General features: G+C 43.0%; 15 protein-coding genes. 2 read left to right on the top strand and 13 right to left on the bottom strand.

Features of this window, described 5'->3' with window-relative positions:
- Positions 1-53: 53 nt before the first annotated feature.
- Positions 54-965, bottom strand: coding sequence for a hypothetical protein (locus tag N5O98_RS01960; RefSeq protein ID WP_004309743.1), 912 nt, complete (start codon positions 963-965; stop codon positions 54-56).
- A 217-nt stretch (positions 966-1182) separates the two neighbouring features.
- Here N5O98_RS01960 and kdsR point away from each other — a divergent pair, with 217 nt between their 5' ends.
- Positions 1183-1992, top strand: coding sequence for a 3-ketodihydrosphingosine reductase (kdsR, locus tag N5O98_RS01955; protein ID WP_004309745.1), 810 nt, complete (start codon positions 1183-1185; stop codon positions 1990-1992).
- 149 nt (positions 1993-2141) lie between these two features.
- On the opposite strand, the gene N5O98_RS01950 is transcribed toward kdsR, so the two are convergent.
- Genes N5O98_RS01950 through N5O98_RS01940 form a run of 3 tightly spaced genes read right to left on the bottom strand, consistent with a single transcriptional unit; the run spans position 2142 to position 4136 of the window.
- Positions 2142-2870 (bottom strand): DUF6064 family protein, encoded by a 729-nt coding sequence (locus N5O98_RS01950; protein ID WP_004309746.1) that lies wholly within the window; start codon positions 2868-2870, stop codon positions 2142-2144.
- 11 nt (positions 2871-2881) lie between these two features.
- Positions 2882-3367, bottom strand: coding sequence for a threonine/serine exporter family protein (locus N5O98_RS01945; RefSeq protein ID WP_004309747.1), 486 nt, complete (start codon positions 3365-3367; stop codon positions 2882-2884).
- A 1-nt stretch (position 3368) separates the two neighbouring features.
- Positions 3369-4136, bottom strand: a complete 768-nt coding sequence (locus tag N5O98_RS01940) for a threonine/serine exporter family protein (RefSeq protein WP_004296023.1) — start codon at positions 4134-4136, stop codon at positions 3369-3371.
- A 77-nt stretch (positions 4137-4213) separates the two neighbouring features.
- On the opposite strand from N5O98_RS01940, the gene N5O98_RS01935 reads away from it, so the two are divergent.
- Positions 4214-5467, top strand: a complete 1254-nt coding sequence (locus N5O98_RS01935) for an MFS transporter (protein ID WP_008640300.1) — start codon at positions 4214-4216, stop codon at positions 5465-5467.
- 118 nt (positions 5468-5585) lie between these two features.
- On the opposite strand, the gene N5O98_RS01930 is transcribed toward N5O98_RS01935, so the two are convergent.
- From N5O98_RS01930 to N5O98_RS01890, 9 genes are all read right to left on the bottom strand, one after another.
- Positions 5586-5837: a hypothetical protein gene (locus N5O98_RS01930; RefSeq protein WP_004309749.1), complete on the bottom strand. Its 252-nt coding sequence runs from the start codon at positions 5835-5837 to the stop codon at positions 5586-5588.
- Between the two features lie 82 nt (positions 5838-5919).
- Positions 5920-6471: an RNA polymerase sigma factor gene (locus N5O98_RS01925; protein ID WP_004296026.1), complete on the bottom strand. Its 552-nt coding sequence runs from the start codon at positions 6469-6471 to the stop codon at positions 5920-5922.
- A 176-nt stretch (positions 6472-6647) separates the two neighbouring features.
- On the bottom strand, positions 6648-9773 hold the full coding sequence (locus tag N5O98_RS01920; RefSeq protein ID WP_008640303.1) for a DUF6298 domain-containing protein: 3126 nt from the start codon (positions 9771-9773) through the stop codon (positions 6648-6650).
- A 30-nt stretch (positions 9774-9803) separates the two neighbouring features.
- Entirely contained in the window at positions 9804-11486 is a 1683-nt protein-coding gene (locus N5O98_RS01915; RefSeq protein ID WP_008640305.1) for a polysaccharide lyase, read from the bottom strand.
- Between the two features lie 58 nt (positions 11487-11544).
- Positions 11545-15975 (bottom strand): hybrid sensor histidine kinase/response regulator transcription factor, encoded by a 4431-nt coding sequence (locus N5O98_RS01910; RefSeq protein WP_004309752.1) that lies wholly within the window; start codon positions 15973-15975, stop codon positions 11545-11547.
- 135 nt (positions 15976-16110) lie between these two features.
- A complete protein-coding gene (locus N5O98_RS01905) occupies positions 16111-18765 on the bottom strand; it encodes a glycoside hydrolase family 2 protein (RefSeq protein WP_022198934.1) in 2655 nt (884 codons plus the stop codon).
- Positions 18766-19057: 292 nt separating this feature from the next.
- Entirely contained in the window at positions 19058-21409 is a 2352-nt protein-coding gene (locus tag N5O98_RS01900; RefSeq protein WP_008775703.1) for a DUF5703 domain-containing protein, read from the bottom strand.
- 33 nt (positions 21410-21442) lie between these two features.
- The gene (locus N5O98_RS01895; protein ID WP_008640309.1) at positions 21443-22876 is read right to left on the bottom strand and encodes a sialate O-acetylesterase; all 1434 of its coding nucleotides are present in this window, start codon (positions 22874-22876) and stop codon (positions 21443-21445) included.
- A gap of 116 nt (positions 22877-22992) precedes the next feature.
- Positions 22993-26292 (bottom strand): glycosyl hydrolase, encoded by a 3300-nt coding sequence (locus N5O98_RS01890; protein WP_118160939.1) that lies wholly within the window; start codon positions 26290-26292, stop codon positions 22993-22995.
- Positions 26293-26394: the final 102 nt, after the last annotated feature.

The following is a 26394-nucleotide window of genomic DNA, read 5'->3' as shown; positions in this document are numbered from 1 at the left end:
TATGATAGTATCATACTCATGCTACTATCATATATACTGATTTTCTCTCTATTTTATTTCAGGTAGAGAATCTTTTCGCCAAAATCAAATATTACATTAAATTCTTCAAAAAACTTCAATCCTAAAACCCCGACTGTAGTAAACTTGGGAAGTTGTGGGGTTATTGCTATAGTTACATCATAAAAAGGCACATCAGCCATATAGCATTTTTTTGCTAGAAATGCCTTCACTGGCATCTTTCTTCCCTGACTATCGTTCCCTTGCCGAAGTTCTATATTAGAATTATCGATAAACTCTTTATAGGCAGGGTGTTGTTCCAAGAGAAATAGAAATGAAGCGTTTCCTAGGTCTAATAGAAAATCTCCCTCGAGAGAGTAATAATATTTAGAATTGGAAGCTACTTTTAATTCAGAATCGATTGCATACATATTTCCATATCCATCATTCCTCATGGGGTATTTCTTATATTTACTTTTTTTCAGTTCCAATTCTTGTCGGGTTAGTGGCATCATGTATTTAGATGAAATATTTAGTTCCATAATCTTGCTATTAGCATCGTTTAGATCTCCAAAAAGATGAATGGGATACATAATATCTATCTTTTTAGAAGCTATATTAGCAATGACAGTTTTGCCTTTATAAAATAGACCATTTACAAAAATTGTATCATTGGTTATATGTGTACATTTATACTTGTTTCCCGCTAAATTCAAAGTTGCTTTTGATTCAACCAATGAAATGTTTAAGTCGTCTAAATGATTAAATACAAAGGTGCTATCCATAACCAAGATAGGGACACCGGATTCTATCATTCCCCTCACTGGAAGTTTATTTTGCAAGATGAGATTAGCATGCAAATGCCTACTCTTTCCCTTTTTAAGGGGGATTTTACGATCTACAGATTGAGCTGAAAGAAATCCTGAAACTATAATCAAACAGAGTGTAAAAATACATTTCTTCATCATCTAAAATTTTAGTTTGTGCATTTATTAGATTTAAACATATACAAAAGAAATAATAAAAAAGAGAATATTGCAATCATACACTCTTTATCTGAATTGATTTTAATTACTTTTAACCAGCGCATGCCTCCACTTTTTTTATTGCTTCTATATAGGAATTGCATGTTATGAAACTAAACATTCGGATATTCTCTTTATATTTGCTGGAAATACAAGAAATATGCAACCACAAGTCATACTTATCACCGGAGCATCTTCCGGATTCGGCAAGATTACCGCTCAAATGTTATCGGAACGAGGGCACATCGTTTATGGAACAAGCCGGAAACCTTCCGAAGACATGAATCAAGTAAAGATGCTTGTTGTCGATGTTACCAATTCCTTTTCCGTTTGTCAGGCCGTAGAGCGGATTCTATCGGAGCAGGGACGGATTGACGTATTGATTAATAATGCCGGAATAGGTATCGGCGGCGCATTAGAACTTGCTACTGAAGAAGAAGTGAATATACAAATGAATACAAACTTCTTCGGTGTAGTGAATATGTGTAAAGCAGTTTTGCCATCTATGAGAAAGGCGCGAAAGGGCAAGATTATCAATATCAGCTCTATCGGTGGTGTAATGGGAATCCCCTATCAGGGATTTTATTCTGCTTCGAAATTTGCAGTGGAGGGATATAGCGAAGCATTGGCTTTAGAGGTTCATCCGTTCCATATAAAGGTTTGTGTAGTAGAACCGGGAGATTTCAACACCGGATTTACTGATAACCGGAATATCTCCGAACAGACAAGACTGGATGCTGATTACGGAGAAAGTTTTCTGAAATCATTGGAGATTATAGAAAAAGAGGAACGTAATGGATGCCATCCGCAGAAGTTGGGTGCTGCCATCTGTAAGATAGTGGAACGTACCAATCCTCCTTTTCGGACGAAAGTAGGTCCATGGATACAGGTGTTGTTTGCGAAGAGCAAAAAATGGTTGCCTGATGCAGTGATGCAGTGTGCCTTACGGATATTCTACGCAATTAAGTAAACGATACGATATATAAAAGAAACTGTTCCCAAAGTTTCTAAAAGAAAAATCGTCCTTACTACAACCTATCGTAGTAAGGACGATTTTGTAAAATCAAGGCTTTTTTGAACGGCCTCTTTTTTGATTTGAATATCTTCTATGTTTCCGGATTAACCTTTCGGAACCAATTCCAAAAACATGGTAGTAGTCAGCAACACGGCCAGTCCGACGCAAACGCTTATCAACAGCCAATTGATATATTTTGCTTTCGGCTTGGTGTCGGCATGCAGATTATTCAGGAAATACTCCCTAAAGAAAAGATACAGGCCGGGGATCGTGGCACTTGCCAACAAGAAATCTTCCGGAATCTGAAAGAAATAAGTTTTGGATAATCCGATCAGCGACCAGTGGCAAAGGAACAATACCAAAAACATATTGACCTTTTGCGCAAACAGCAATAACAATCCGATGGTAAACACAACTACCGAACAAGGCATGACCGGAGAAGTCATTTCCGGGAATGAAAGTCCGCGTGCCAATGAAACCAAAGGATATATAAAAGGCATTGCCAACAGGACATAAGACAGTAGATCATATTTGTGGGTACGTTCGAAGGTAGTATATCCCGTAATCGTATCCCATATCCAAATGATAGCCATCACACCCCAAAACATAGCCATCACCCCATTATAGCTACGCTCTTCACAGTAGATATAATAGTAGACCAGAGAAATCCACGTATACAGACCTATCATATAGAACTTCATCGCCATTTTCACCCACGGACGTGGTCTGCCGATAAGCAATCCGGTCAATGCAATACCAATCAGAATGATAACTATCTGTAACAGCCAAGTAGCTGAATTATAATATGCAATTGTTCTCCAAAAAATCTCCATAAAAGTTCGTTTTAGTGTCTTGTTAATGAAAAGGCTCTATGTGGGAACAGGAACATCGGGAACGTAGCTCCTACCGCCAACATGAAAATCACTGTGCTTGCTATCAGAGTATTAGAGAAGAACATCGACATAAACTTGTCCAGCTTATCCGGATCATTCACATTTTGCAGACACATGATAAGTGAAAATACCATGTTGTATGCAAACTTTCCCGGAATCATGGGAAGTAACGCCGGAATGTACAATACCGTCATCGGGCAATATACTTTTTTCCCTAACCACAAACTACCGAAGCCGATGACTAATCCGGCAAACAACGAACCTGTGGCAATATCCACGCCTAAATAGGTCATCAAACAAAAACGACAGGCGTGTCCCAGTGCTGCCAGTATGGCAATCATTTTGAATGCACGCAAAGGAGGATCGGAAATCGCACCAAATCCTATACCTGCTATTGCTGCAAAAAATCCATCCGTAAGAATGTCAAGTGCTATCATATCAAATTAAACTGTTTTTTACCATTAATAATGTGAAGGAAAGTCCGATAGCGATGCTGACAATCAACAAAGAAGCCTCTGTCAGACGGGCAAATCCTGTTAATACATATCCCTCTACCACATCAATCACGCCATTAATCAAAGGCACCCCAGGCACAAGATAAAGCACGCTGGTTGCCATGGCAATCTCCGAAGTTGTGTCGAAAATCAGCGCGGTGGAAGCACACAGGGAAGCAACAAAAGCCGAGACTATAAATACAACATAATGATTGATCTTTTTCGCCTGCATTTGTTGTTTCAGGTAGAATCCTGTAATGGTAGCCGAGAACACAATTCCCATCGAAATTAAATCACCGCCGAACAATTTGCAGAAAGACGCATTGGCAAATCCTACCAGTAGTAAAACGAAAAGCGGATGTATCCGCGGAGCAGAAATAATCTTCTTGTATTTGTCTTTCAATTCTTCCAATGACAAATGATTGTCTACTGCTTCCCAGCTTAATGCGCTTAACTCTGAATTATGTTCAAAACTGATCGGGTGTGCAGGAATGTCTATAACCTCGTTACAAGCCTCGTTTGTTTCTTTGTCTATAATAGTCAGAATGATGTTTCTATGAAATACGCTTAATTTGACATCTAGTCCGAAAGCCTCTCCAATACGCTTTGTGTTACGTACTACCCGCGAGGTGTGTACTCCGGCTCCCATTAAATGGGCTGAATATTCTGCAATAAATTTACCTATGGATAATAAAGATTCGCCTGTCTTCATGAATATGATATTTTTAAATCGGGCGCAAAAGTACAAAAAAAATAGATACCTTTGCCGCGATTAAAAATAAAAAATGCATGAATAACCAATTTACGCATCCAAAAGAGAGAATACGCTTTGCCATATTGACTTTTTTCTTCGCTCAAGGACTTTGTATGGCAAGTTGGGCCAGCCGAATCCCTGATTTCAAAGACGTTTTTGCCGCAAATTATGCTTTCTACTGGGGACTGATTTTATTTATGATCCCTGTCGGAAAATTTGTTGCGATCCCCTTGGCTGGTTATCTTGTTTCAAAGTTAGGAAGCCGGAGCATGGTACAGGTCAGTATCTTGGGATACGCTTCATCTCTGCTTTGCATTGGGCTGGCCCATGAGGTCTATCTATTAGGCTTTCTGCTCTTTTGCTTCGGTGTGTGCTGGAATTTGTGCGATATATCATTCAATACACAAGGCATTGAGGTGGAACGTATCTATGGTAAAACCATTATGGCCACTTTTCATGGAGGATGGAGTCTGGGGGCATGTGCAGGAGCACTTATCGGCTTCGTAATGATTTTGGCAGGAGTCTCCCCCATCTGGCATTATACACTGATATTTATCATCATCCTTATAATTGCACTTTCCGGGCGGAAATATTTGCAGGAGAGCGCACCGCAGGAAACGGAAGTTTCTGATACAAAGACGCAGGAAAGAAATACAGCCAAAGCTCCCAATGGTTTTCGCCTGTTATTTCAAAAACCAGAAATGTTGCTTTTGCAGTTAGGACTTGTCGGACTGTTCGCACTGATTGTAGAAAGTGCGATGTTCGACTGGAGTGCCGTTTATTTCGAATCAGTGGTTCATGTACCTAAATCATTGCAAATCGGTTTTCTTGTATTTATGATTATGATGGCAACGGGCCGTTTCTTGACTAACTATGCTTATCAGCTTTGGGGAAAGAAGAAAGTCCTGCAACTGGCGGGCAGCTTTATCTGTATCGGCTTTTTTGTTTCTGCCCTGTTAGGAGGAGTTTTCGAATCTATGGCCATGAAAGTAATTATCAATTCTTTGGGTTTCATGCTGGTCGGCTTGGGAATATCCTGCATTGTGCCTACTTTGTACAGCTTCGTGGGAGCCAAATCAAAAACACCGGTCAGTATTGCACTTACCATTCTGTCAAGTATCAGTTTTATAGGTTCGTTGATTGCTCCCCTGCTTATCGGTGCCATCTCGCAGGCGTTCGATATCCGTATCGCTTATATGCTTATCGGTATATTGGGCGGATGCATCGTATTAATTGTCAGTTTCAGTAGTGCTTTCAATATTCAGGAATCTAGCGATAAACCTGAATAGAACAAATAAAAAACGCAGCCTTTCACAGTGTTTAAAATTAAACTTCCTGTGAAAGACTGCGTCAATCTTTTAATGCCTTAACTAACCTAACTACTTTATCTTAACTATACTAACCTATCTACAAAATACCCGAAAAATCTTTTATACTACTAATAATCCTATCTTTCAATTCGTTATTTTCAACTATTGAGAAGCCACAGTCTACATTTGCCGGAGCCAATAATACAGCTTTAGCTTCTTCTGCATCTGCCATCTCTTCCGGGTGCTCTCTGAAATAAGTTTCCCATTGGGAAGCTGATTGCGGAGTTACACCCAGCACATAGTTGATAAAATCATCATCCGTCAAAAAATCCATTACCTTTGAGCACATATCGCATCCTTTTTAAGCGTTTACATAAGTAGGACGGCGTTATCCTGTCTATGTACTCAACCCATTTACCTTTTTATTAAAATTAACTTGCCAGACTACGCAACTTTGTCAATCCGCGATGCATCAGGTTGCGTACAGACTGATAATTCATATTCATAATCTCGCAGATATCCTCGTATTTCTTTTCTTCTATATAATATAATGTAAGCGCTTCGCGTTGGCGGGGAGATAATTGATCCAGCAGACGTCTAACCAATGAAAATTCATTCTTGCGTTGCTCTTCTTCCATATAATCATCTTCTACATCTGTAGGAGTGGATATGCTAACTTCTTCTACTGCTGTATCAGACATATACATACGTCTGCGAAGTTCATCACACAACTTATTCTTTAAGGAGATGAATAAATAAGATCTCAAATTATCGATTGTTCCTAATTCATCTTTCTTTGTATAGAGTTTCACGAAGATGTCATGAATACAATCTTTCAGTAACTCTTTATCAATGGTCAACTTCAATCCGTAATTAAAAAGGACGTTGATGTGCAAGTTATACAGCTGTGAAAAAGCTGCCATGTTTCCCGCTTGAAAAGAAGCGAGCAAAGTGTCGGTTGAATGATTAGTCTGTTCCATCATAGCATTAATTCGATTGATTTGATGTTGCAAAACTAAGCAGTATCGACCGCAACTTTGGGTAAAATCTGGTTTGTGGATTGAAAAAACAAGTATCATGTTTTATAACACTCTTTTACTAGAAATTACCAATAAAAAGCAAAAATCCCGCTGAATGGTCTTCAACGGGATTCTTTGCTTTATAACTTATGGAACCAATAAATGCCTTCTTTCTTATCTGGCACCTTTAGATTGTATAAGCCATTTATTTTCAGTGATTTATTTATCGTTTCAATCTTTCCGGAAGCAGGATGAATGTACTTTAATACATACTTTCCGGACGATAATTGAACAGGAATTTCTGTTCCGGACTTGGAATAAATGATACTTCCAATATCAGATTTTACCATTTTCTTGTACTCATCCGTATTTGTTTCTTCCACTTCCATGGCTGCTGCATCCTTCAGGAACGCTTTATCTGTGCACGGAATTACAGGACATGAACCTCCTGCCATGAATACAGCCCATCCCATAGCCGGATAATTCTGTGCGTAGAATGTCACTGCCTTTTGAGGAAATTTCTGACGATACTCATTGACAGCTTTATATGCTTCTGTGAAAGTCACCTTTCCCACTTTCATCTTACGCATGTGCTGACGTGGCGCCATATTCTTTCCACCTTCCGGCGCAAAGATTCCGTCCGTCTTATAATGCCAATACCGGATATCAATAATATCTACTACGGCAGCGCGTTTAGGATCTGCAAGGATTGCATCCTGTACGTCTTTCGTTGTACTCAATGCCACTTTCGCTTTCTTCCCGGTTTCAGTTTCCCATTCAGCTATCACGTCCAACCAAAATTGTACGAAGTGCAACGGGCCTGTAAATTCGGCGCTTGTCAACTGAATAACATTCGAATTGTCTGCGAAGTTATTCAGGCATTGGCGGATATATTGTCTGTGCAGTTCACGACGGACAGGATGAGTAATGTCATAGAACATATCCGCCACAAAGATTCGTTTGTCTCCGGCAAATGGAGCCGGTTCAGGAAATCCGGTCTGATTGATGTTATTGCTGCTTCTCCATGGAGAATCTACCCAATGAGCACCGGCTTCCAATATATTGTGCTGGAAATAGTTTTCATGGAACAACAGCAGTCCGTCCTTATTTCCTTTTTCTGCAAATTCTTTTAAGCGGCTCCAGTACCATGCATTAGGGCGTTTCAAATCATATTTGCTCAATCCTTCCCATGCTGTTCCCTGACCGCTACGACCGAATGGCTGTTCATAGAAAGGTCCCCATACATCACCATCCCGACGGCGAACCCGTTCGTGGTCATCCCGGCGACGATCGTACCAAAGACCGTAATTCTGATCGAAAACAAGAATGTTTTTCTGTTTCATAAAGTCGACTACAGAATCAATGCGGTCGGTTAATCCCAATCCCTCGCGTCCCGGCACAAAGCGGGTGATGGCCGGACTTGCCTTTTTCAGATAATTGGTTTTGAGCTTTCCGTTCCACCAAGGGGTGGTATGACTACCTCCAACCAATAGAGCTCCGTCCATCTGAATACGTCCATTGGTTACAGTTACTTCCGGTTGGGTTAATAATTTAGCAGCAGCAGAATAAGAAGAAGAATTTGCAAGTGCAGCGCTCTTTTTCTCTTTAATATCATCGATTGATTTTACTCCGGCTGATGCCACCGAAGGAGCAAACTTGTTATCGCCGATCCAATGTTCCAACGTCAACCGTGGTTTATATGCTTCTTTAGCGAGTTCCATAGCTACTTCCACTGTGGGACTACTGGTTGCACTTGTATTTCTGGGCAGAATACGTGCACGTTCTGCACATTCTTTGTTCAACCGTTCTCCCAATTGAGCATAAAAAATACTGCGAGGTTGTACATGATTGTTGGATTGTGCCCATTCACCGTCACCGGAGAATTGTGCCCAACAACCGTATGCACGGTTCATCGCATCTTTTGCCGGGGCATAACATTCGATTTCCGCTGCGGTACATTGCCAAAACAAGCTGTTTGCCGTATTCCAACCGGCTCCGTTTTTATCTTGTCCCAAATTCTTGAAAGTCAGGTTATGACCGTCGATATTTACTACGTCAAACAGCAGTCCGCACGCCCAGGCATCAATAGAACCGCTGAATCCCAAAGATTCATACGAATCACATTGTACAAAAGCATTGGGACCGGCTGCACAATATCCGGCAGCAAAGTCATGAATACCCTGTTCCGAATAGCAGCGTTGAAATAAAGTTTGTTGTCCCAGCGTATGGAAAGTGCAACGACGCATCCCTCCGATTTCTGAAACGGGTTCTTTCGAGATACAGTCTTCAACGGTAATTTTGGAACCTGTACGCTGAACAATTACAGCACTTCCTGCAAAATGCTTGAAATTAACCAGTCTCACCCAACAGTTTTCCGCATCTTCAATGGAAATACCTGTCCAGCAATGATCCTCGTCTTTAGAATAACGCTTGTCGTAATCAGAAATCAGTGTCATATTTTCTACGCCACAATCATGAATACGTCCGTTCCATTGATAAGTCAACAGGGAAGAAGTTCCATAGTTAGCATCCAAAGCTACGGTCAGCGGAGCATCCAGTGTTACCTGGTTGCCGTTTACTTCACTGACTGTTCTGTCCCAAGTCAGATCCATGTCACCTTCTTTCCATCCCAAAGCGCTGATACCTCCTCCAAAGATATCACAACCCAAAGAGGCAATCCATTCTTTGCCGGAAGGACGGGTAACCATGACACGATCTCCTTTTTTCAGAGAAACACCCGAAGCGACTTCCAATGTTCTCGCGTTTACCGGAACATAGTGGGAAAGCACCTTCAATGTGTCTTGCACATTCAGGTCGTCCACTCCTTCCATGTAGATAAGCGCACCTCTGTCTACACCCTTTTTCAGCAGTATTGTTTTTTCTTTATCCGTACCCCGCAATACAATTCCGGATGCGGAGATACGAATACTGCCGGACAGGGAAAATTCTCCCTGATCGAGTAATACGGCTCCCCGAAAACCGGAAGCGTCAGGAGTCAGCGAAGCTACATAATCAATGGCACGTTGAATACGTGCAGTATTATCTCCGGCTTTCCAGGGTACAAACACCACATTACGAACAGAAGGAATATCCTGTTCGGAGGATTTATATCCGCATGTAGAGAAATCGAGAATCCGGTTTCCCCGATCATCATTCAGGTAAGTGATCTGGTCATTCTTAACCTGTAAAGCAAAGGTTTGCGCATAACTTTGCACAAACCCAATGCTCAATAATCCTAAAAGGATCGTTCTTACTTGTATATTCATTACAATAAACTTTAATCTCTTTTCATCCGGTTACAACAGACTTTTCCGTTTAGACAATGTATCGTAATTGTTCTTCAAGTCTGTCCAGTCTACCTTCTTCTTGGTGTCTATGCCATTGATGTATTTTTCAATATTGGTATATCCGTCACCGTTGCAGTCCATGTTTGCGTCAGCCGGGTCGTTCGGATTCAATCCGTTGGCAATTTCCCAAGCATCCGGCATACCGTCGCCGTCCGAGTCTACTGCTGCTTCACCTTTATATTCGGGCAGTCCGCCTACCTGACGAATATCTGTGATGATACCTTGTTTGTAAGAATCAGCCGGTAACCGTCTCTTCACGTAAGGAGAGACAAACTCCGGTGCATCTTTCGCATAAATGGCCTTTCCTGTTTGTACGGTCTTAATGACACGTGCATCTACTGCGTCACGTTTCGGAAAATTAGCTCCTACATTATCTAATACAAAGGTATAAGCTTTTTTGGTATCCATTACAGTTACCGGTGGCATTTTGAAAGCCTCGTCCGATTTAATTAGCGGCAGAAACTTTGCGACGTCCACCTCTTCTTTCAGTTGTACGCCTCCGTCCCAGTTATCTTTTGTAACTTTGGCATTGCCATGGATAATATTTCCGTTTACGTATGCTTTTCCGAATGAAAGCGGTCTGTTTTTGTCACGTCCTGCTTCCGGTTTGAGAATACGATAAGAAATCGGTTTACCTATCGGAGTGATCGGACCGGGTTTGAAATAGTTGTTTATCATATTGTAGAAACTGTTGTGATCGCCTCCGTCTACGGAACGGTTCCACCAGTTGAAAACAACATTATTGACGAAGTTAAAGTCGCCGTCCATACCTACCGAACTGTTCCGGCTGATGTTGGAAGCAAAGAGATTACGGCAGAACATACTGTTATGCCCACCGATGGTTGCACCGAAAGCATGATTGTAGGTATCCAATGCTTCAGAGAAAATAGAATTCTGGATGGTAATGTTTACTGTCGGAAGTTTCAGCCCGTGTCCGTCTGCCCCTCTGTTGTATACATGACGGTAGATAGACATGTTTTCATCCAATCCCCAACTGGCGGAGCAATGGTCAATCATAATATTCCCAACCGCATTCCCTCCTACTGCATCATCACGGAAAGCTACGTCCTGCGCACCGCGACGGAAGCGCATGTGGCGAATCACAACATCGTGTGTATCGATCAGGAAAGATTGTCCGGTGACGCAGATACCATCTCCGGGAGCTGTTTGTCCGGCAATCGTTACATAAGGGGCACGTACGCTAATCGGGCTTTTCAAACGAATCACTCCCGCTACATTGAATACAATAATACGTGCACCTCCCGTTTCGCAGGCTTCGCGTAATGTTCCGGGGCCGGAATCTTCCAGCGAAGTGACTACGATCACTTTACCTCCACGACCACCGGGAGTATACATACCTCCGCCTTCCGCGCCGGGGAAAGCCGGGATATTACTTTTTATCAAATCTTCGGGTTTGGAGGCCCAAGGCTTATAGGGACGACCTTTCTTTGCTTCTTCTAACACTGTCGGCAAAGCTTTTTCCCATGCCGCATCCGATTTCCGTTCAAACTCCGCTTCTTGTTTTGCTCCTCTTGCTTTTACCGAGTCCGGAATTACAGGATACTGGGCTGCCACAGGTAGTACACAGGCAACCAGCATCCACGCTGATAATACTTTCTTAATGTTGTTCATTCTTTCGAATCTTAATTAGGTTTCTAAAAGGACGATTAAGAAAGCATTTTGTAATCGGTTATCTCTCTCCTTTCCGCCATTCATTCATATATTCGCGAGGGGACTGATTATATTTTTTCCGGAAACACTTACTATAATATCCCGAATCCTTGAATCCGACAGCAAAAGCAATTTCGGAAACACTTAAATCCGTATTTTTAATCAGCTCGATAGATTTATTCAAACGAATCTCTTTTACCAAGTCAACGGGTGCCAGGCCGGTAAGACTCTTCAGTTTCTTGAAGAATGCCGAACGGCTCAATCCGATACCGGATGCTATGGTGTCAATGTTAAAGTCACTGTCGTCCATATTTTCTTCAATGACCTGATGTATCTTTTCGAGGAACTGTACGTCTTTCTTTACCAAAAATTGTTCGTAGCTGTCTTCTTCGGTCGTTGTCTGGTTTTCCATTTGCTGACGGATTCGTTCACGAAACAGTTTCCGTTCGGCAAGCAACTGGTCGATACGTGCCAACAGATATTCCTTACTGAAAGGTTTGGTAATGTAGGCGTTCGCCCCTAAAGTAATCGCTTTGGTCTTGGCGCCTTCATCATTCTTCGCTGTCAGGATAATGACAGGGATATGACTGATTTGGAAATCTTTGCGGATGGATTGCAACATTTCAAGCCCATCCATTTCGGGCATCATCTGATCGGTCACTACAATATCCGGATGATACAGATGTACTTTCTTCAAACCTTCCACTCCGTTATTGGCAATATGGATATTGAACTTGTCTTCCAGCTGAAGCTTTATCAACTGGCAAAGGTCTTTGTTATCTTCCACCAACAGAAGGGTCGGTAATGAAGCGTCGATTTCCGGTTCTTCTTCCGTACCGTCTTCGGATATGGCATTTGCAACAGGATCTTGTTCTACCGAAACAGGGGCTGTCTCTGTATCTCCCACATAGAAGTCTACTTCCGACGGGCGGTAATGTTCCTTATCCATCAGAAGTTCCACAATAAACACCGCCCCTTGTCCTTCGGGACTTTCGGCACGAATCTGTCCATGATGCAGATTGACGATCTCTTTTGAAAGTGCCAATCCGATACCTGTGCCCTGATAATAGGAGTTTTTCGCGTTCTCTCCTTGTGAGAAGCGTTCGAAAATCTCGGTCAGTTTATTTTGTGGAATACCTACTCCGTTATCTTCCACCCGTACATAACAACGTTTACCGTCGTCTGTCAATCCGGTAGTTATATAAATACTTCCTCCGGAATGAGTGAATTTGAACGCGTTGGATATGATGTTGCGGATAACAATGCTCATTTTTTCCTTGTCCGCCCATACCATAATCGGTTCATCCGGCAACTGGAAAGTAAAACTGATTTCGTTTTCTTCGGAAAGTACCCGGAATTCTTTCTGGAAAGAAGCTATCATCTCATTAAAATCAATTAATGACACATGCAAACGCATCTTGCCGTTCTGAATCTTCCGGAAATCAAGGATCTGATTCACTAATTGCAGCATTTGATTGGTATTCTTCTCCATCAGATCCACATATTGCAATCCTTTCGGAGAGAGTTTTTCGCGTTCTCTTAGTTCCTGTATCGGACCTTTTATCAATGTCAAAGGAGTGCGCAATTCATGGGAGATATTGGTAAAGAACTTGATTTTCATCTCTGATACCTTCTGCTCAATATAAATATCATTCTTCATTTTGAGCATGAAGAAAGCCAGGCGCAGGCTGAAATAGAGAGCTGCCAAACCTAGAATTACATAAATAAGGGTTGCCCACCAGCTCAACCACCACGGCGGAAGGATAGTAATAGCCAATGTACAGTTGGAAACCAGCTCCGGATTGGCTTCATCTACGGTTTCTACACGGAATGTATAGTCTCCGGGAGGTACGTTGGTATAAGAAGCGATACGGTTCTTTCCGTTATAATGCCATTCTTTTTCATATCCTTCGAGTATATATCGGTAAGATACCCGGTTCTGATTATAGAAATTCAATGCGGCAAATTCAATCGTGAACATGGATTGATTGTAGTTCAGTTCGATTGCTTTGGCGTATGTGATGGATTCTTTCAGGATCGGACATTCGCGGAAACTACGCAGATCGCGGTTGGAAACTTTAAAGTCAACAATACGTGTATCGTAGTTCGTATGCAATGTTTCCAGTTTGTCGGGAGAGAATGTCAGGATTCCCTGCCGGGTACCAATCCACAAATCTCCATTCAAGGTACGGAGGGCACTACCCTCTTCCAACTCCACATTCAGGAAACCGTCGTATTTGTCGTAGTTACGAAACTGTTCGGTAGCTTTATTGAAGCAAGACAAGCCAATTTCCGTTGTAAACCACAAGTTACCGTTTTTATCTTCTACGATGGATTTGACTACATCGTTATTCATTCCTTCGCGTATGCCGTATGATTTGAAGATCGGTTCACGCTTTTCTTTATCATAGCGGACTAATTTATTCAAACCGCCTCCGAATACACTTACCCAGATTTGCGAATCAGTATCTTTGTAGAGTACATAAATATCGTTATCCGCTACGTTTGAATTTTCGCTGACCTGGCGGTACGTTTCAAACTGGATTTGTTCGGGGGTAGTGAAATGTCCGTCGAAAGACATCAGGCCATCCATTGTTCCTACCCAAATACGTCCGTCTTCATCTTCCGTCATGGTACGTACCTCCATATAAAGACCGTATGCAGGATATTGTTTCAGGCCATTGTATTTATGTATAAAGGTAATTGCTCCGTTCTCTTCGGAAATTAGATTCAGACCTCCTCCCAGTAATCCTACCCAAATGCGCCCCTGGCTGTCCTGATAGGTAAAGTACACATCGTTGTTACTGATAGAATTCGGATTCTTGGGGTCATTGATATAACGGGTAAAACGCAACCCGTGCGGTGAATTCATGTCCGGTTCGGCTTTAACAAGCCCGTTTCCCTTGGTGGAAAACCAAAGATTACCGTCTTTGTCTTCCATAATATGATATACGGCTCCTAACAGATAGTTCTTATCCGAGAAGATTTGTTTCACTTGTCCGTTACGATCCAGGCGATACAAGGCTTGCCAGCGGGTTCCTACCCAAATATCCCCATTTTGCGCCTGGAAGAGAGCTCGTATTCCTTGATTCCAGGAAGTCGATCTTTCGGGCACTACTGGAGATGGAGAAACTTCTGTCAGCAGTTGGAATTGCTTCTTGGGGAAATTAAGCCTGTATACTCCGCTGCTCGTAGATGCCAGCCAAAGGATACCATCTTTATCCAGCAGAAGATGGAAGAAAAGCTGATTGGGAAGATCGTCGGAGAAAGGCTTCAATTGGTTGATACGGGTCATTTCCAGTTTCTCCCTGTCGAATAGAAGAATTTCTCCTCCCGGAGTCATAAAGAACATGCCCTGTTCGCCGGCATCCTGCATTTCAAAATTGCCGATTGCGTTCTGATTGGGGAATGTAAAGCGGTGATGGCTCCTGTTCAGGGGATCATAATAGGTCAATGCCTGGTTACCCTCCTGAAACCATACCTTATCATATTTATCATAGAATATAATTCCATTGTCCTTTTCGGGGATGGTAAAGGGGAGCTTGGTCAACTGTTTGTAGCCGATATTGTACTCGTATGCTCCTTCGTTAGTGGTAATGTACATCAAACCGGATTCCGTTACCAGCAAATTAGAAACCGGCTGTTTGATTTCCGGTATCTCGTAACGGTTGACCACTCCGTTTTGCGGATCAATGCTATAAATGTGGCCTTTCTTGTCTCCCAACCATAAGAATTTAGAATTATAGGAGGCACAAGTAAACTGATCCGGGTTGGCAGATACTTTTTTCTGTATAAAGTCGGCAGGTTTGTCTTTCAGCGCTTCCCCTTTCCGTAGGGACAGAATCTGATAATCCATACCGATCCAATTGATAAACTCGGCTGTTTCGCAGAATATGTTGTGTTTCAGACGCATGTCGTACACGTTCACGTTAGGACGCGAATCATGCAATTGTTTCATCGTTATTTTACCTTCCTTGTCGGTGTACGCACGCAAAAGGCTTTTATCTTTTGTCAGCAACAATACGTCGCCGTCTTCGGTCGTCTGAATCTTGATAATCTGAATGTTCTCGGAATATTCTTTCACATCGTCGTAGACGGCATGAAAGCTCTCATGCCGTTTATCGAACAGATAGAGTTTACGGTCGATAGTCTTAATCCACAGAAAACCATTCTTATCTTCTACGATACGCTGAATTTTACGCGGCGGAATATCTGTGGAATAAAAGCCGTCATGGTTATCGTAGGAACGGAATTTACTTCCGTCAAAGCTGCATAGTCCATACCAGGTACCAAACCAGATAAATCCGTCTTGTCCTTTTAATGTACAGTTTACGATATTATTAGGCAAACCACGTTCAGCCGTGTAGTGTTCTACAATCATATTTGGATAGGCAAAAGCATACATGCCTATCATGGATAGTAATAGTATTAGAATATTCCGTTTTCTCATTGATGGCTATAATTGGAATTAAACGTACTCAAAGATAGTCTTTTTTTTGAATAGTGCTTTAGTAACATATAAAAAACAAGTTGGCAGGTCACCCCGCTAATCACTAATCACTAACCTGCTAATCACTTTATCGTACTATTTTTCAGTTCCAAATTCAGTTTGTTGACGTTCTACTTCATCCAACACTCGTTGGCGTTCTTCCTCTGTCAGTTGTACTTTTCCTTCAGATGATCCCTTGACCGGGGTTGCATTAAGAGTGGACGGTGTTGTCCTTTGTATTTCATAAGTCTGTTCCTCATAGCAGAAAGGGAATTCTGCAGGAACGCTTTCCAGTTCAATTTCAGTAGCTGTCGGAGCTTGAGTGCCCTCAAACTGTACGCGGGCTTTCACCTTTATTTTTCCGGCTTTCCGGGTAGAACGAATCAATACCGGAGCAGAGCCGAACTCCACCGCACGGGGATTAGCGCCAATAGTAGCATCTCCGATGATTTCTCCTTCACCTTCTACCGTGAAAACGATATTCTCTTTTGCCAGACGGCGCACATTTCCACTATCATCGGTTACTTCAGCAACTACTACGATAAAGTCGGAGCCATCAGCTATCAGGTTCACTTTTTGAGTATCTACATAAAGACGTAGTTTGGTGGAACGTCGGGAAGGCATTTCCTTTTGAGTGCATACCACTTTTCCGTCGATGATTCCTTCGGCAACCATGTTCACTTTTTGCCAGTTTTTTTGAGTATAGCTATATCCGCGTGCTTCCCAAAAGTCCCAGACATTCTCGAATATAACGGGAGCATTCGGCATGTGCCCTTTGGCATGAACCACCGGTTTCGTCCAGGTTTTCGTTCCATCATAAATAGAAAGGCGGACTGAATCACAGTTTGTGAATACAACTACGTCCTTATCGGAGAACTGTGACATTTCATGAGCAATGAATATCATCGGGCCACATTCTGCCAATGGGTGTTGGAGGCTGGCCGGCGACTGGCTACGAAATACTTCATACGCATATTTCTTCTGACGGAAAGCATCATAAATACCGCCCCAATAAGGATCCGGATGGTAACCACGCTGATGATCGAACGGATGCCATTGGGCGCCACCGATAAATAAACCGGTCGTGCGGTACATCTCGTCATAGCTCTTTGCCAAGGACATAGCCTGTACCAGTAACGGGCGTTCTCCCCAACTGCGGCTGGCACGGTTATTATTGTTGTGAGCATACCAGTCGTCTACATTCTCCCCGAATTCACGGGTAAAGATACATTGCTCCGGCTTGTCTTCCTTTTCATCATCACCCGGCCAGCCATAAACAACGTCATAATGCTCTTTCACTCCGGCCGAATGGACATCGGCAGCAGCTACCGGACGTCCCGGATAGGGATATTCTTCTTTGGTAATCTCAAGAGCTTTCAAGGCAAAATCGAGCGGATAGCGGGTTTCATTCAAGATGGGTTCCCACATCAATACGGAAGGGTGATTACGGTCACGACGAATCATTTCGCGGGTATTCTGATGAACCAACTCTCCGAATTTCGGGTCTTTGTTCCAGTACTGCCATCCCGGAGTAGCGACAATCACGAACAGACCGAGCTCGTCACAGGCATCCATAAAGGCAGGGTCTTGGGGATAGTGGGCTACACGAATAATGGTGCATCCGGCATCACGCAGACGTTTGGCGTCACGCCATTGCTGTGAGTTCGGCAAAGCATTGCCTACGTATGCAAAATCCTGATGGCGATTGGCTCCTACCAGTTGTCCGAAAGGTTTGCCATTCAGCCAGAATCCGTCTTTACCACGGAATTCTGCCAGACGAATACCAACACGGGTAACGCCTCCGTCAATGGATTTATTTCCTTTTTTAATACGTGATTGTACCCTATATAAATAAGGTGTGTCCGGTGACCAAAGAGTAGGATTCTTTACTTCCATCTGTTGACGGATGATTTTTTTCTCTCCCGGCTTTAAAGAAAGTTTTCCTGAACTGCGTTTGATTACTTTTCCATCCGCATCTGTCAAAGTCGTTTCTACAGTGACTGACTCGGAACGAACGTCGTCATTCTGAACTTCGGTGTTTACATATACCTGCGCACTCTTTTCACTGATCTTATCAAAATGAACGAATACACCTCCACCGCCAACGGTTTGTGAATCAATAGCGTCAGTAATAGCTACCGGAGATTTGGCAATCATCCATACATCACGATAAATGCCACCATGATAAGCAAAGTCTAATGTGTATTGACGTTTTCCGGGAGGATAGGATTTGTCATCACTGTTGTCCGTGAAAACAGCGAGCAGACAGGAGTCTCCAGCCTGTACACCATTGGCAGTCAAGTCTAAAGTAAAGGGTAGATAACCTCCCAGATGTTCCTGGATGCGTTTACCATTCAGATAAAGGATCTGTTTGCCCATAGCTGCTTCAAAATGAAGCACTACCCGTTGCCCTTTTGTTTCAGCGGGGAGGACAAAGTGCTTACGGTACCAAGCCGGTCCCTGATAATTGCGGCATCCACTTCCTTCGGCCGGCATCAACTCTACGGTATGAGGGGTGGAAACGACGTTCCAAGAACGGTCATCGAAGTTTACCGCTTCTGCTCCCCGGACATCGCCTCTGAAAAAGCGCCATCCCGGATTGAAATTATAGACTTGTCGCCCGCTACCGGGAAGCTGGATGAATCCGGCAACCGATGTCTCGGGACGGTAAGTTTCTGTAGCCTGCCCTTTTTCTATCAAGGAAAATAGCAACAGAAAAGCTGATAAGATGATAAATGGTCTTTTATTCATAATTCTTTATTTATATATTTCATTCGTTAAATGGGAATTTAGCGGTTAAATAGGAATTTTGCAGTTAGGCTGAAAGCCTTACAATTATATATTTATTGGGGTGCCCTGAAAGGGTTTAATTATATAGCGTAGGGCAACGCCCTACGTAAAAACAGCAATCTGAATTTGCGCCCTGAAAGGGCATAATTGTATACGGTTCCGCCCTTTCAGGGCTTGTGGCCGATGTGTCTTTTTCGTAGGGCGTTGCCCTACGCTATATAATTAAACCCTTTCAGGGCACTCCGCAAAATTATCATTTTTCCTTTTCAATCATTATAACAATATCCTTTTTTCTACTTTCCGGTAAAACTTTCAAGTCCGTCACTTTTCCGTTTTTGAGAGTGGCTTCTACTGTTGTTTCGCCCGGAGCATGAAGTTTGAAATGTACGTTCCATTCTTTCGGCCATGCCGGGAAAAGGAGTATTTGTTCTCCATTGGTTTGCAATAGCATTTCCTGAAGTCCTATCATGCCGCTACCTCCCCAGTTGTGATCGGGTGTCCAATCATATCCCGGTCCCCAAAATGCGGGGAAACGATGCGGTCCATTCGATAATTTGGCTAAAGATAGTTTCTTTGCTTCTTCGGTCAGGCCTAAACAGGCAGCCCATATATTATCTTGTTTCCATCCGGTATGCGAACGGAACTTGATGGCATCCGGGTCATAAAAGTAGGTATTACGGGCTATATCCAGATCCTCCTTTCCTACTCCATAAATACGCCATGGAAACACTGGATAAAGTTGTGGCGTTTCAACATTATTAATTCGTTCCCAACTTACGGCGGGCGAAATTGTTTGCTTCAAGACCGGAGCAATAGTCGGATTCAACGTATCTTTTATTTCTATGTATCGCAATGGAATCGGAGGTATTGCTTTTAGCATCTCCTCTTTCTCTCCGTATGTTTCTAATACCACTTTCAGGGCGGCGATGGTGCTGCTTGCGTTATTGGTCATTTTATATGTTTCACAAGCAGAACCCGGGAAAAGAATCAGATGTCCGTTGCCATCCAACGCTTTCCGTCCTCGGCGGGAAGCTAGTTGCTGGTAATGTTCGTCGAAGAATGTCAGCGAACTTTCGATCAGAGGTAAATAAGGGGTAATATCAGCATTTGCATAGTTCTTTGTTTCCAATATCATTTGGCAGAATTCAAGAACCGTATCCCATTCATATTCCAGCCAGGCATTATATTCCAATCCTTTGTCGAACCAGTCCGGTCGTTTGAAACCATATTCTGCGGGGTTCGGCAAACCGAAATTTTCGATCTGCTCGCTAAAGCAAGCTCCATCATGTTGCCAATATATACGGCTTCGCAGTTCTGCATTTTTCAACATGCGGTTATAAAAATCAAACTGGGAAGGCATCATATCAAAGTCTCCGCTTTTCAGCATCGGCCAGTATACTAAACGTTGATTCTGTGCAGTCATTGTGCCACCTCCCCATTTCCGGTAGTCGGGAGTGAAAGATTGTTTTTCATCGACATGGCAAGGATCAAAGGTAAATAGTCCGCCATTGAATTTAGTCGGTACGCTGCCATAAGCATTACATCCTAGCATATAGCGGAAAAGGGTGTAGTTTCTAGTTATTTCTTTTGCTTCCCCTTCTGCTTCGATAAAACTGCGTTGCCAAAAGGAATTCCACCACGAACGGGTCTGTTTTTTATCCTGTATGATAATCTTCGATGAAACTTTACCTTTGGGGGCTATTCTTTGCAAAGCAGTTTGTAGTCCCTGCTCCCATTCTTCTATTGTTTCTGTCTGGTCTGTATGTAACACAATACAGATATGTTCTTTCCGGGCTGCTTTGGAAGAACGAAACTTCCAGGCACGATAGTCTGTGCCGGCATATACATCATCCGCAGTGCCTGCAAATTCTAAGTTTTCGCCAAAAAGAGTTCCTCCGAAAGTCAAGTTTTTCAAAGGATTCATCATTTGAGATTTGACTTCGTTCATTCCTTGTTGAGCTACAACTACATCAAAAACGGTCTGTTCGGGATTGCGATGATAAAACAGAAGTTGGTTCCTTTTTATTGAAGTCCTATTTGTTTCAGCCTTTCCTGTTGAATCAGTAATTTTGTCTAAAGAAATAAAGTCGGACTCCGTCACAGTACCTTTCGGGGGAGCCCATTTGTAGGAACACTGTTGCCCCTCTCCTTTTCTGACAGGTCGTTCCTGATAGCGCCAATTTTCATAAAAGACTTCAGTCTGCAACGGTTGTGCATTTGTTACCTCTACATGTATAATCGGATGAAAAACATCTACCCAAAATTGTATCTGTGTGTTTCCTGCCGCGATTTCTACATATCCGTCTTTCAGCTTCAACTCCTGACGAAAATCTTTAGCGTCTTTGAAAGGATTGGGCGACAGGCGGAGACGTACACGCCCTTGTTTTAACTGGCAGTTTTTTTCGTCGAATGTGCCGCTACGGCTCACATAGAACATAACATCACCGTCTTCTACCCATATATTCATCCCGATATCTCCACCGCCACAGGGCATAGATTCAGAAGAATTATGACTGGGAGTATTCCAAATGACATTGGCATGCTGACTCCAAAGAGCCGACACGCCAACAAACAGTATGGTTATAATCAGATAAAATCTCTTCATATATTTTTCATATTTTACCTTGTTTATTTGCGATTACCAATCATCTGAACGAAAAGACCCTAAAGGCAATCCGTCGCAATATACATCTCCTTCCACATAGTTTTCAAAACAATATCGAACAGCTACCGGGTGCGGCACTTTATCGCTTTTCACTAGCATCTTACTACGTTCTATCCATGCTTTGGCCGGGTAAAAAACTTTATCTTCGCCGGCTACCTGAAAGTTTTTCGATTCGAAACAGTTCTTGCCGCTAATCCACATATTGGCACGTTCGAAGCTGACAACTACGGTGTCGTTCTTTATTTCAATGCTTTTATAATAAGGACTTTCGCCATTCACGCCTTCCACTCCATACGTTTTAGTTAAAGCCAAAAGTGCCAGGCGTTCGCCTGCAACCTGTTTCTTTGCGGGATGGATACCTTTTTCCATTCCTGCATCCAATAATACAGCCATACCGCTGTTAGCTACACGATGTTCTACTTTTGCCTGTGCCTCCCGGAGATATGCCGAATTTATCACTTCCTTTCCTTTTTCGGTAATAATCCCGTAATCATACGGAGCTATCTGGCAATAATAGAAAGGAAAATCCCCCTGTTTCCATTCGGCACGCCAACCGTTAATCAATCGGGTAAACATATCAGCATACGTATGGGCACGATTCCAGTTATCTTCGCCCTGATACCAAATCACTCCTTTCATGGTCATACCGATTAACGGATGTAACATACCGTTATAAAGCACGGTCGGAGTACGGTTTTTAGATTTTATGTCGGCTTCCGTTTGAGGAATCTTCGCTTCCGGAAAGGCTTTCAGCCAGTCTGCCGTCATCCATGCTTCACAGGCGGAACCACCCCAGGCTGCTACAACTAATCCGACCGGAACATCTAATATTTCATTTACCAGTCTCCCGAAATAATAGGCTGTTGCACTGAAATCACGGACACTAACCGGATTGGCTTCTTTCCAGGAACCGATAACGTCATTCTGCGGAGTGAATGTAGAAGTACGTTTCACCGTAAACAGACGGATTTGTGGATTCTTGCTGTGAAGAATGTCCATATTGGCATTTTCTACCGGTTGGTTTTTGAATCCTTTCATCGGCATTTCCATATTACTTTGTCCGGAACAAAGCCAAAGTTCGCCTATCAGAATATTATTCAGTGTCTTTTGGGTTCCATCATCAAAGGTCACAGTATAAGGACCTCCCGCTTCGGGAGTAGCTACTGTCAGTTTCCATGCCCCATTTTTATCTGCTGTTGCTGCATATTGTTTTCCATTCCAACTAGTGGTCACTGTTACTTTTTTATAAGGAGTCGCCGTCCCCCAAAGGTTTGCATTGGTCTGTTGCTGCATCACCATGCCATCAGAAAAAATAGCCGGTAGCTTTACTTCTGCGTGTGTTGACAGGCAGGCAGCAAGCAGAAAACCTGCCAACATTGCACCTGTTTTAATAATTGAACTTTTCATACTTTAGCTATATTATAATGAATTGGGCACGGATTACATGGATTGCGCTGTTACTTTATGTAATACGATTCTCATAAACCGTGTAATCCGCGTAATCCGTGCCTTAAAAATCTATTTTATTCTGTGGTAGAAAAACTCAAAGGTCCGAGTAATCCTGCCGGAAGCAGCGTTTTTTCTGCCCTGCGATATTTTGCATTAGTCCAAATGCCATCAAACGGCGCTTTTCCTTCATCAGCTCCTGTCAGTGCATTCGCCCATGTATTTGTAACCTCTATTTCAAGCTCATTAATTCCTTTTTTCAAGGCACCTGTAATATCTGCACGATAAGGAGCTGTCCAGATTGTGCCACAATCTACACCATTCACACGAACAGTTGCCAAATTATAAACTGTTCCCAGATTCAGATAAATCTGTTGGTCTTTATTCGGTTTATTTTTCCAGCGAAAAGTGGTTTTATAGGTCGCTGTTCCCGAATAATAACGTATCTGTTCGTCCGATTCTTGGCTCCAGTCGAAAAGTTCTTTTCGTGTGAGCGTTTTTTTGTTAGCTGCAAAAGTTATAGTATATTCCTTTGCCTCCAAAGCTATGTTTAAAGGGGCTTTGGCGGTGTCTTTTTTCTCCTTTTGCAGTTGGAGAGAGGACTCTCCATAGCCTTCATCTACTCCCTCCGCAGGATATACGATGAATACGGACTCGTTAGGAGCCAATGTGAGAGTAACTTCCGTCCGGTTTCCGTTGATACGATAGGAAGGATGAATATTCATCTCACCCGTCACCGGATTCCAACATTCCGGTTTCTTACCGTTAATACGCATACTTGCAGTAAACGTGCGTGTTTCGTCCTTTTGGTTGGCTACGAAATAGAGTTCGCCAAGTTCGCCACGACGATGCGTCCAGGCAATATCTTCCGGCACGATCATGTCACGTTCCAAGCCATACACGGAAAAATCTTCTTCTGTATAAGGTAAAGAAGGTACCAAAATGCCAGCTTCTTTTAGTTCATTGATTTTTTTCTGCACTTCCGATGACAATACAGGTTCGGGATTCATTGGACGCGAAAGAGGCAGTACTAACACTTTATAACTTGCTCCACCCGGCAACGTTATTCGTCCGTTTTCTGCTTTCGCCAAACGAAGGATTGCATCTTTATTAAAACTATCGTATGCATATCCACGAAGCGGATTCACCCATTTCTCCGGATCAGCCATGTTAGCTGAATGGGTAACACCTACCGGGCGTACACGTAAAGGCTGTCCCTCATTGGCCAGACGGATGCGTTCACTTTCCACTCGTTCTGCACCGAAGATTCCTGGCAGAGAGGGAACCAATCGTTCCGGTAATATCGAACGCCTCGGAACTTCTTCACCTGTAAAGACTGCGATGTCTGTTACCGGATGCCCATATTGCAATAACGACTGGCAACGGGTAGCATATTCGGAAAAGGCTTTTGCGCCTTTATCCCACCAGGTCTGATCCCGTTGGAAGAAAAGTCCGATGCCATCCAATGTCATGCCAGGCTTGCGGTCCAGCCAGGGATTATGTACATATACATGGTAGAAAAGGCGGTTGATTCCTAATGCGTAATTACGATCCAACAAGGCTTTCAACATTCCGGGGTATTCATCCCACGTGCCACGCACTTCGGTGAATCCTTCAGCCTGAATAATATTCTTTCCGTAGATATGCGCTCCGCTAATAGCATCGAGCATATCATTCGGTTTGTCATGTGTGGGACTGTTCAACCAAAATTCACCCATCGGAAGATCTACTTTTTGATAATGTAGTAGACCATCGCTTACCATCGTCGGAGCTACACATTCTGCCGAGAATTGGCAATCATATTCTTTCGCACAGTTCGCCAATACCTGATAGAACACATCTACGACGAGTTCTGATATGGTAGTACGTACGTCTCGCAGAATCTTTTCACTTTGTTCGACACTTTCCATCGGAATACCTGCCAATAGAGGTAGATAAGGCATCAAATCGTAGCCACGACGTTTCTGAAATTCAATAGCGAAACGTTTATTCCAGTTTTGGCTGCCACATTCCCAGCTATCGACATGCATATATTTCAGTACGCGACGAGCTATTTCGGGATTAGTCTTTGTAAATGCCTGTGCATACCAGTTATCGAATTGCTTCCGTACCGTTTTCGGGTTAAACTTATCACATTCCAATCCTTTTCCACCTCCCGCTGTCGCATTGGTATGCCCGGTAGCTGTATGTCCCATGCGAAGTAATTTCCATTTTCCTTTGGGGAGAGTGGCGGTCAATGTTTTTCCATTCGAATGACCGGTATATTGCTTTGTTAGATTGATGACTTGTGAAAGTGAATAGCAATCCTGTTTCCCGACTTCCTCTTCTTTAGTCGCTTGAGCAACACGCCATACCAGTCCGGCTTTTCCTTCCCATTGGTTCAGACGGGCTTCCCGGTGCAGGCGTAATTCTTTTATTTTCAGATTGGGCTTCCATTTGGCAGCATCCATATCTTCACTTCCCGGTTCGCTCCCTTCAGGAGTCCAGTAGAAACGGAAGAAACGGGCAGTAGTCGGAGGAATACTATGAGTTGAATTCTCATCCGTATTCTGCCATCCCTGACGGGCAGGGACCAACTGCTTAACCAAACGATAATTCACTCCGTCGTCACTGGCCATTACTTTCAAGCGGTGTGCCTGATAATTATTACCAGTTAAAACGATTTCGATGTTCCGGCAAGTGAAAGGTTGTCCGTATTCATACTGGATATAGCAGGGATATGAAGAACGGATCACTCCCGCCGCATCCATATTCACTGTTTGAGCAGCTTTTACGTTTCCTGTCGTAGCTAGGTTGACACAGGTGATTTTTGCCTGCATCTCATCCGCTGCGTCTTCTACCGGCAAAGCGAATAATGCAATATCTTCATAATAGTTTTCATAGGCTTTCGGTTGTGGCAAGCGAATAGCCATCAGCTTTCCTCCGTTTACAATCGTATCGCTCCAAACCACTTTTTGCATAGATTCTTCAGGAGTAATCCAAGGGCCTCCCGCCAATGCGAAACCATCACAGATGTGCATTCCCAATTTCAGTCCCAAACGATCTGCTTCTTCCATGCTGAAACGCACCATCTCCCACCATTCGGGAGTTAGCTGCTGCGCCTTGCCATCGTATTGGGCGCCTTCATGAATACCTTTAATCGGCATCAGATAAGTACCTCCCAATCCGGCATGTTTCATTGCCTCCAAATCGGCTGTAATGCCTTCTTTAGACACGGTGCCATACATCCAATACCAAAAGGTCCAGGGTTTTGCTTCATCGGAAGGACTTAAGAATTGATCGCGAAGCGAGCGTGTTTGCTGTGCATCGGCAGGGCATACGGCTGTCCATGCTAATAGAGAAAGTGCAAATATTCGTTGTTTCAGTCGGCTTTTCATTCCAGTCTATATTTTTACTAAAGTAAAGACGAAAATCACTCTGTTTTGTACTCACTATTAGCTTATGAGATCGGAATATAACAACTTTAATCAAAAAAAGGT

The sequence above is a fragment of the Bacteroides sp. LFL-34 genome, assembly GCF_027257075.1.
GTDB lineage: Bacteria > Bacteroidota > Bacteroidia > Bacteroidales > Bacteroidaceae > Bacteroides > Bacteroides ovatus.
Note: the sequence above shows the minus strand (reverse complement) of the source record. Positions and strands in the feature narration are given on the sequence as shown.

Bases quoted from the DNA above. Each gene is read 5' to 3' on its own strand.
- N5O98_RS01960 (WP_004309743.1), bottom strand. From the start codon at position 965: ATGATGAAGAAATGTATTTTTACACTCTGTTTGATTATAGTTTCAGGA.
- kdsR (WP_004309745.1), top strand. From the start codon at position 1,183: ATGCAACCACAAGTCATACTTATCACCGGAGCATCTTCCGGATTCGGC.
- N5O98_RS01950 (WP_004309746.1), bottom strand. From the start codon at position 2,870: ATGGAGATTTTTTGGAGAACAATTGCATATTATAATTCAGCTACTTGG.
- N5O98_RS01945 (WP_004309747.1), bottom strand. From the start codon at position 3,367: ATGATAGCACTTGACATTCTTACGGATGGATTTTTTGCAGCAATAGCA.
- N5O98_RS01940 (WP_004296023.1), bottom strand. From the start codon at position 4,136: ATGAAGACAGGCGAATCTTTATTATCCATAGGTAAATTTATTGCAGAA.
- N5O98_RS01935 (WP_008640300.1), top strand. From the start codon at position 4,214: ATGAATAACCAATTTACGCATCCAAAAGAGAGAATACGCTTTGCCATA.
- N5O98_RS01930 (WP_004309749.1), bottom strand. From the start codon at position 5,837: ATGTGCTCAAAGGTAATGGATTTTTTGACGGATGATGATTTTATCAAC.
- N5O98_RS01925 (WP_004296026.1), bottom strand. From the start codon at position 6,471: ATGATGGAACAGACTAATCATTCAACCGACACTTTGCTCGCTTCTTTT.
- N5O98_RS01920 (WP_008640303.1), bottom strand. From the start codon at position 9,773: ATGAATATACAAGTAAGAACGATCCTTTTAGGATTATTGAGCATTGGG.
- N5O98_RS01915 (WP_008640305.1), bottom strand. From the start codon at position 11,486: ATGAACAACATTAAGAAAGTATTATCAGCGTGGATGCTGGTTGCCTGT.
- N5O98_RS01910 (WP_004309752.1), bottom strand. From the start codon at position 15,975: ATGAGAAAACGGAATATTCTAATACTATTACTATCCATGATAGGCATG.
- N5O98_RS01905 (WP_022198934.1), bottom strand. From the start codon at position 18,765: ATGAATAAAAGACCATTTATCATCTTATCAGCTTTTCTGTTGCTATTT.
- N5O98_RS01900 (WP_008775703.1), bottom strand. From the start codon at position 21,409: ATGAAGAGATTTTATCTGATTATAACCATACTGTTTGTTGGCGTGTCG.
- N5O98_RS01895 (WP_008640309.1), bottom strand. From the start codon at position 22,876: ATGAAAAGTTCAATTATTAAAACAGGTGCAATGTTGGCAGGTTTTCTG.
- N5O98_RS01890 (WP_118160939.1), bottom strand. From the start codon at position 26,292: ATGAAAAGCCGACTGAAACAACGAATATTTGCACTTTCTCTATTAGCA.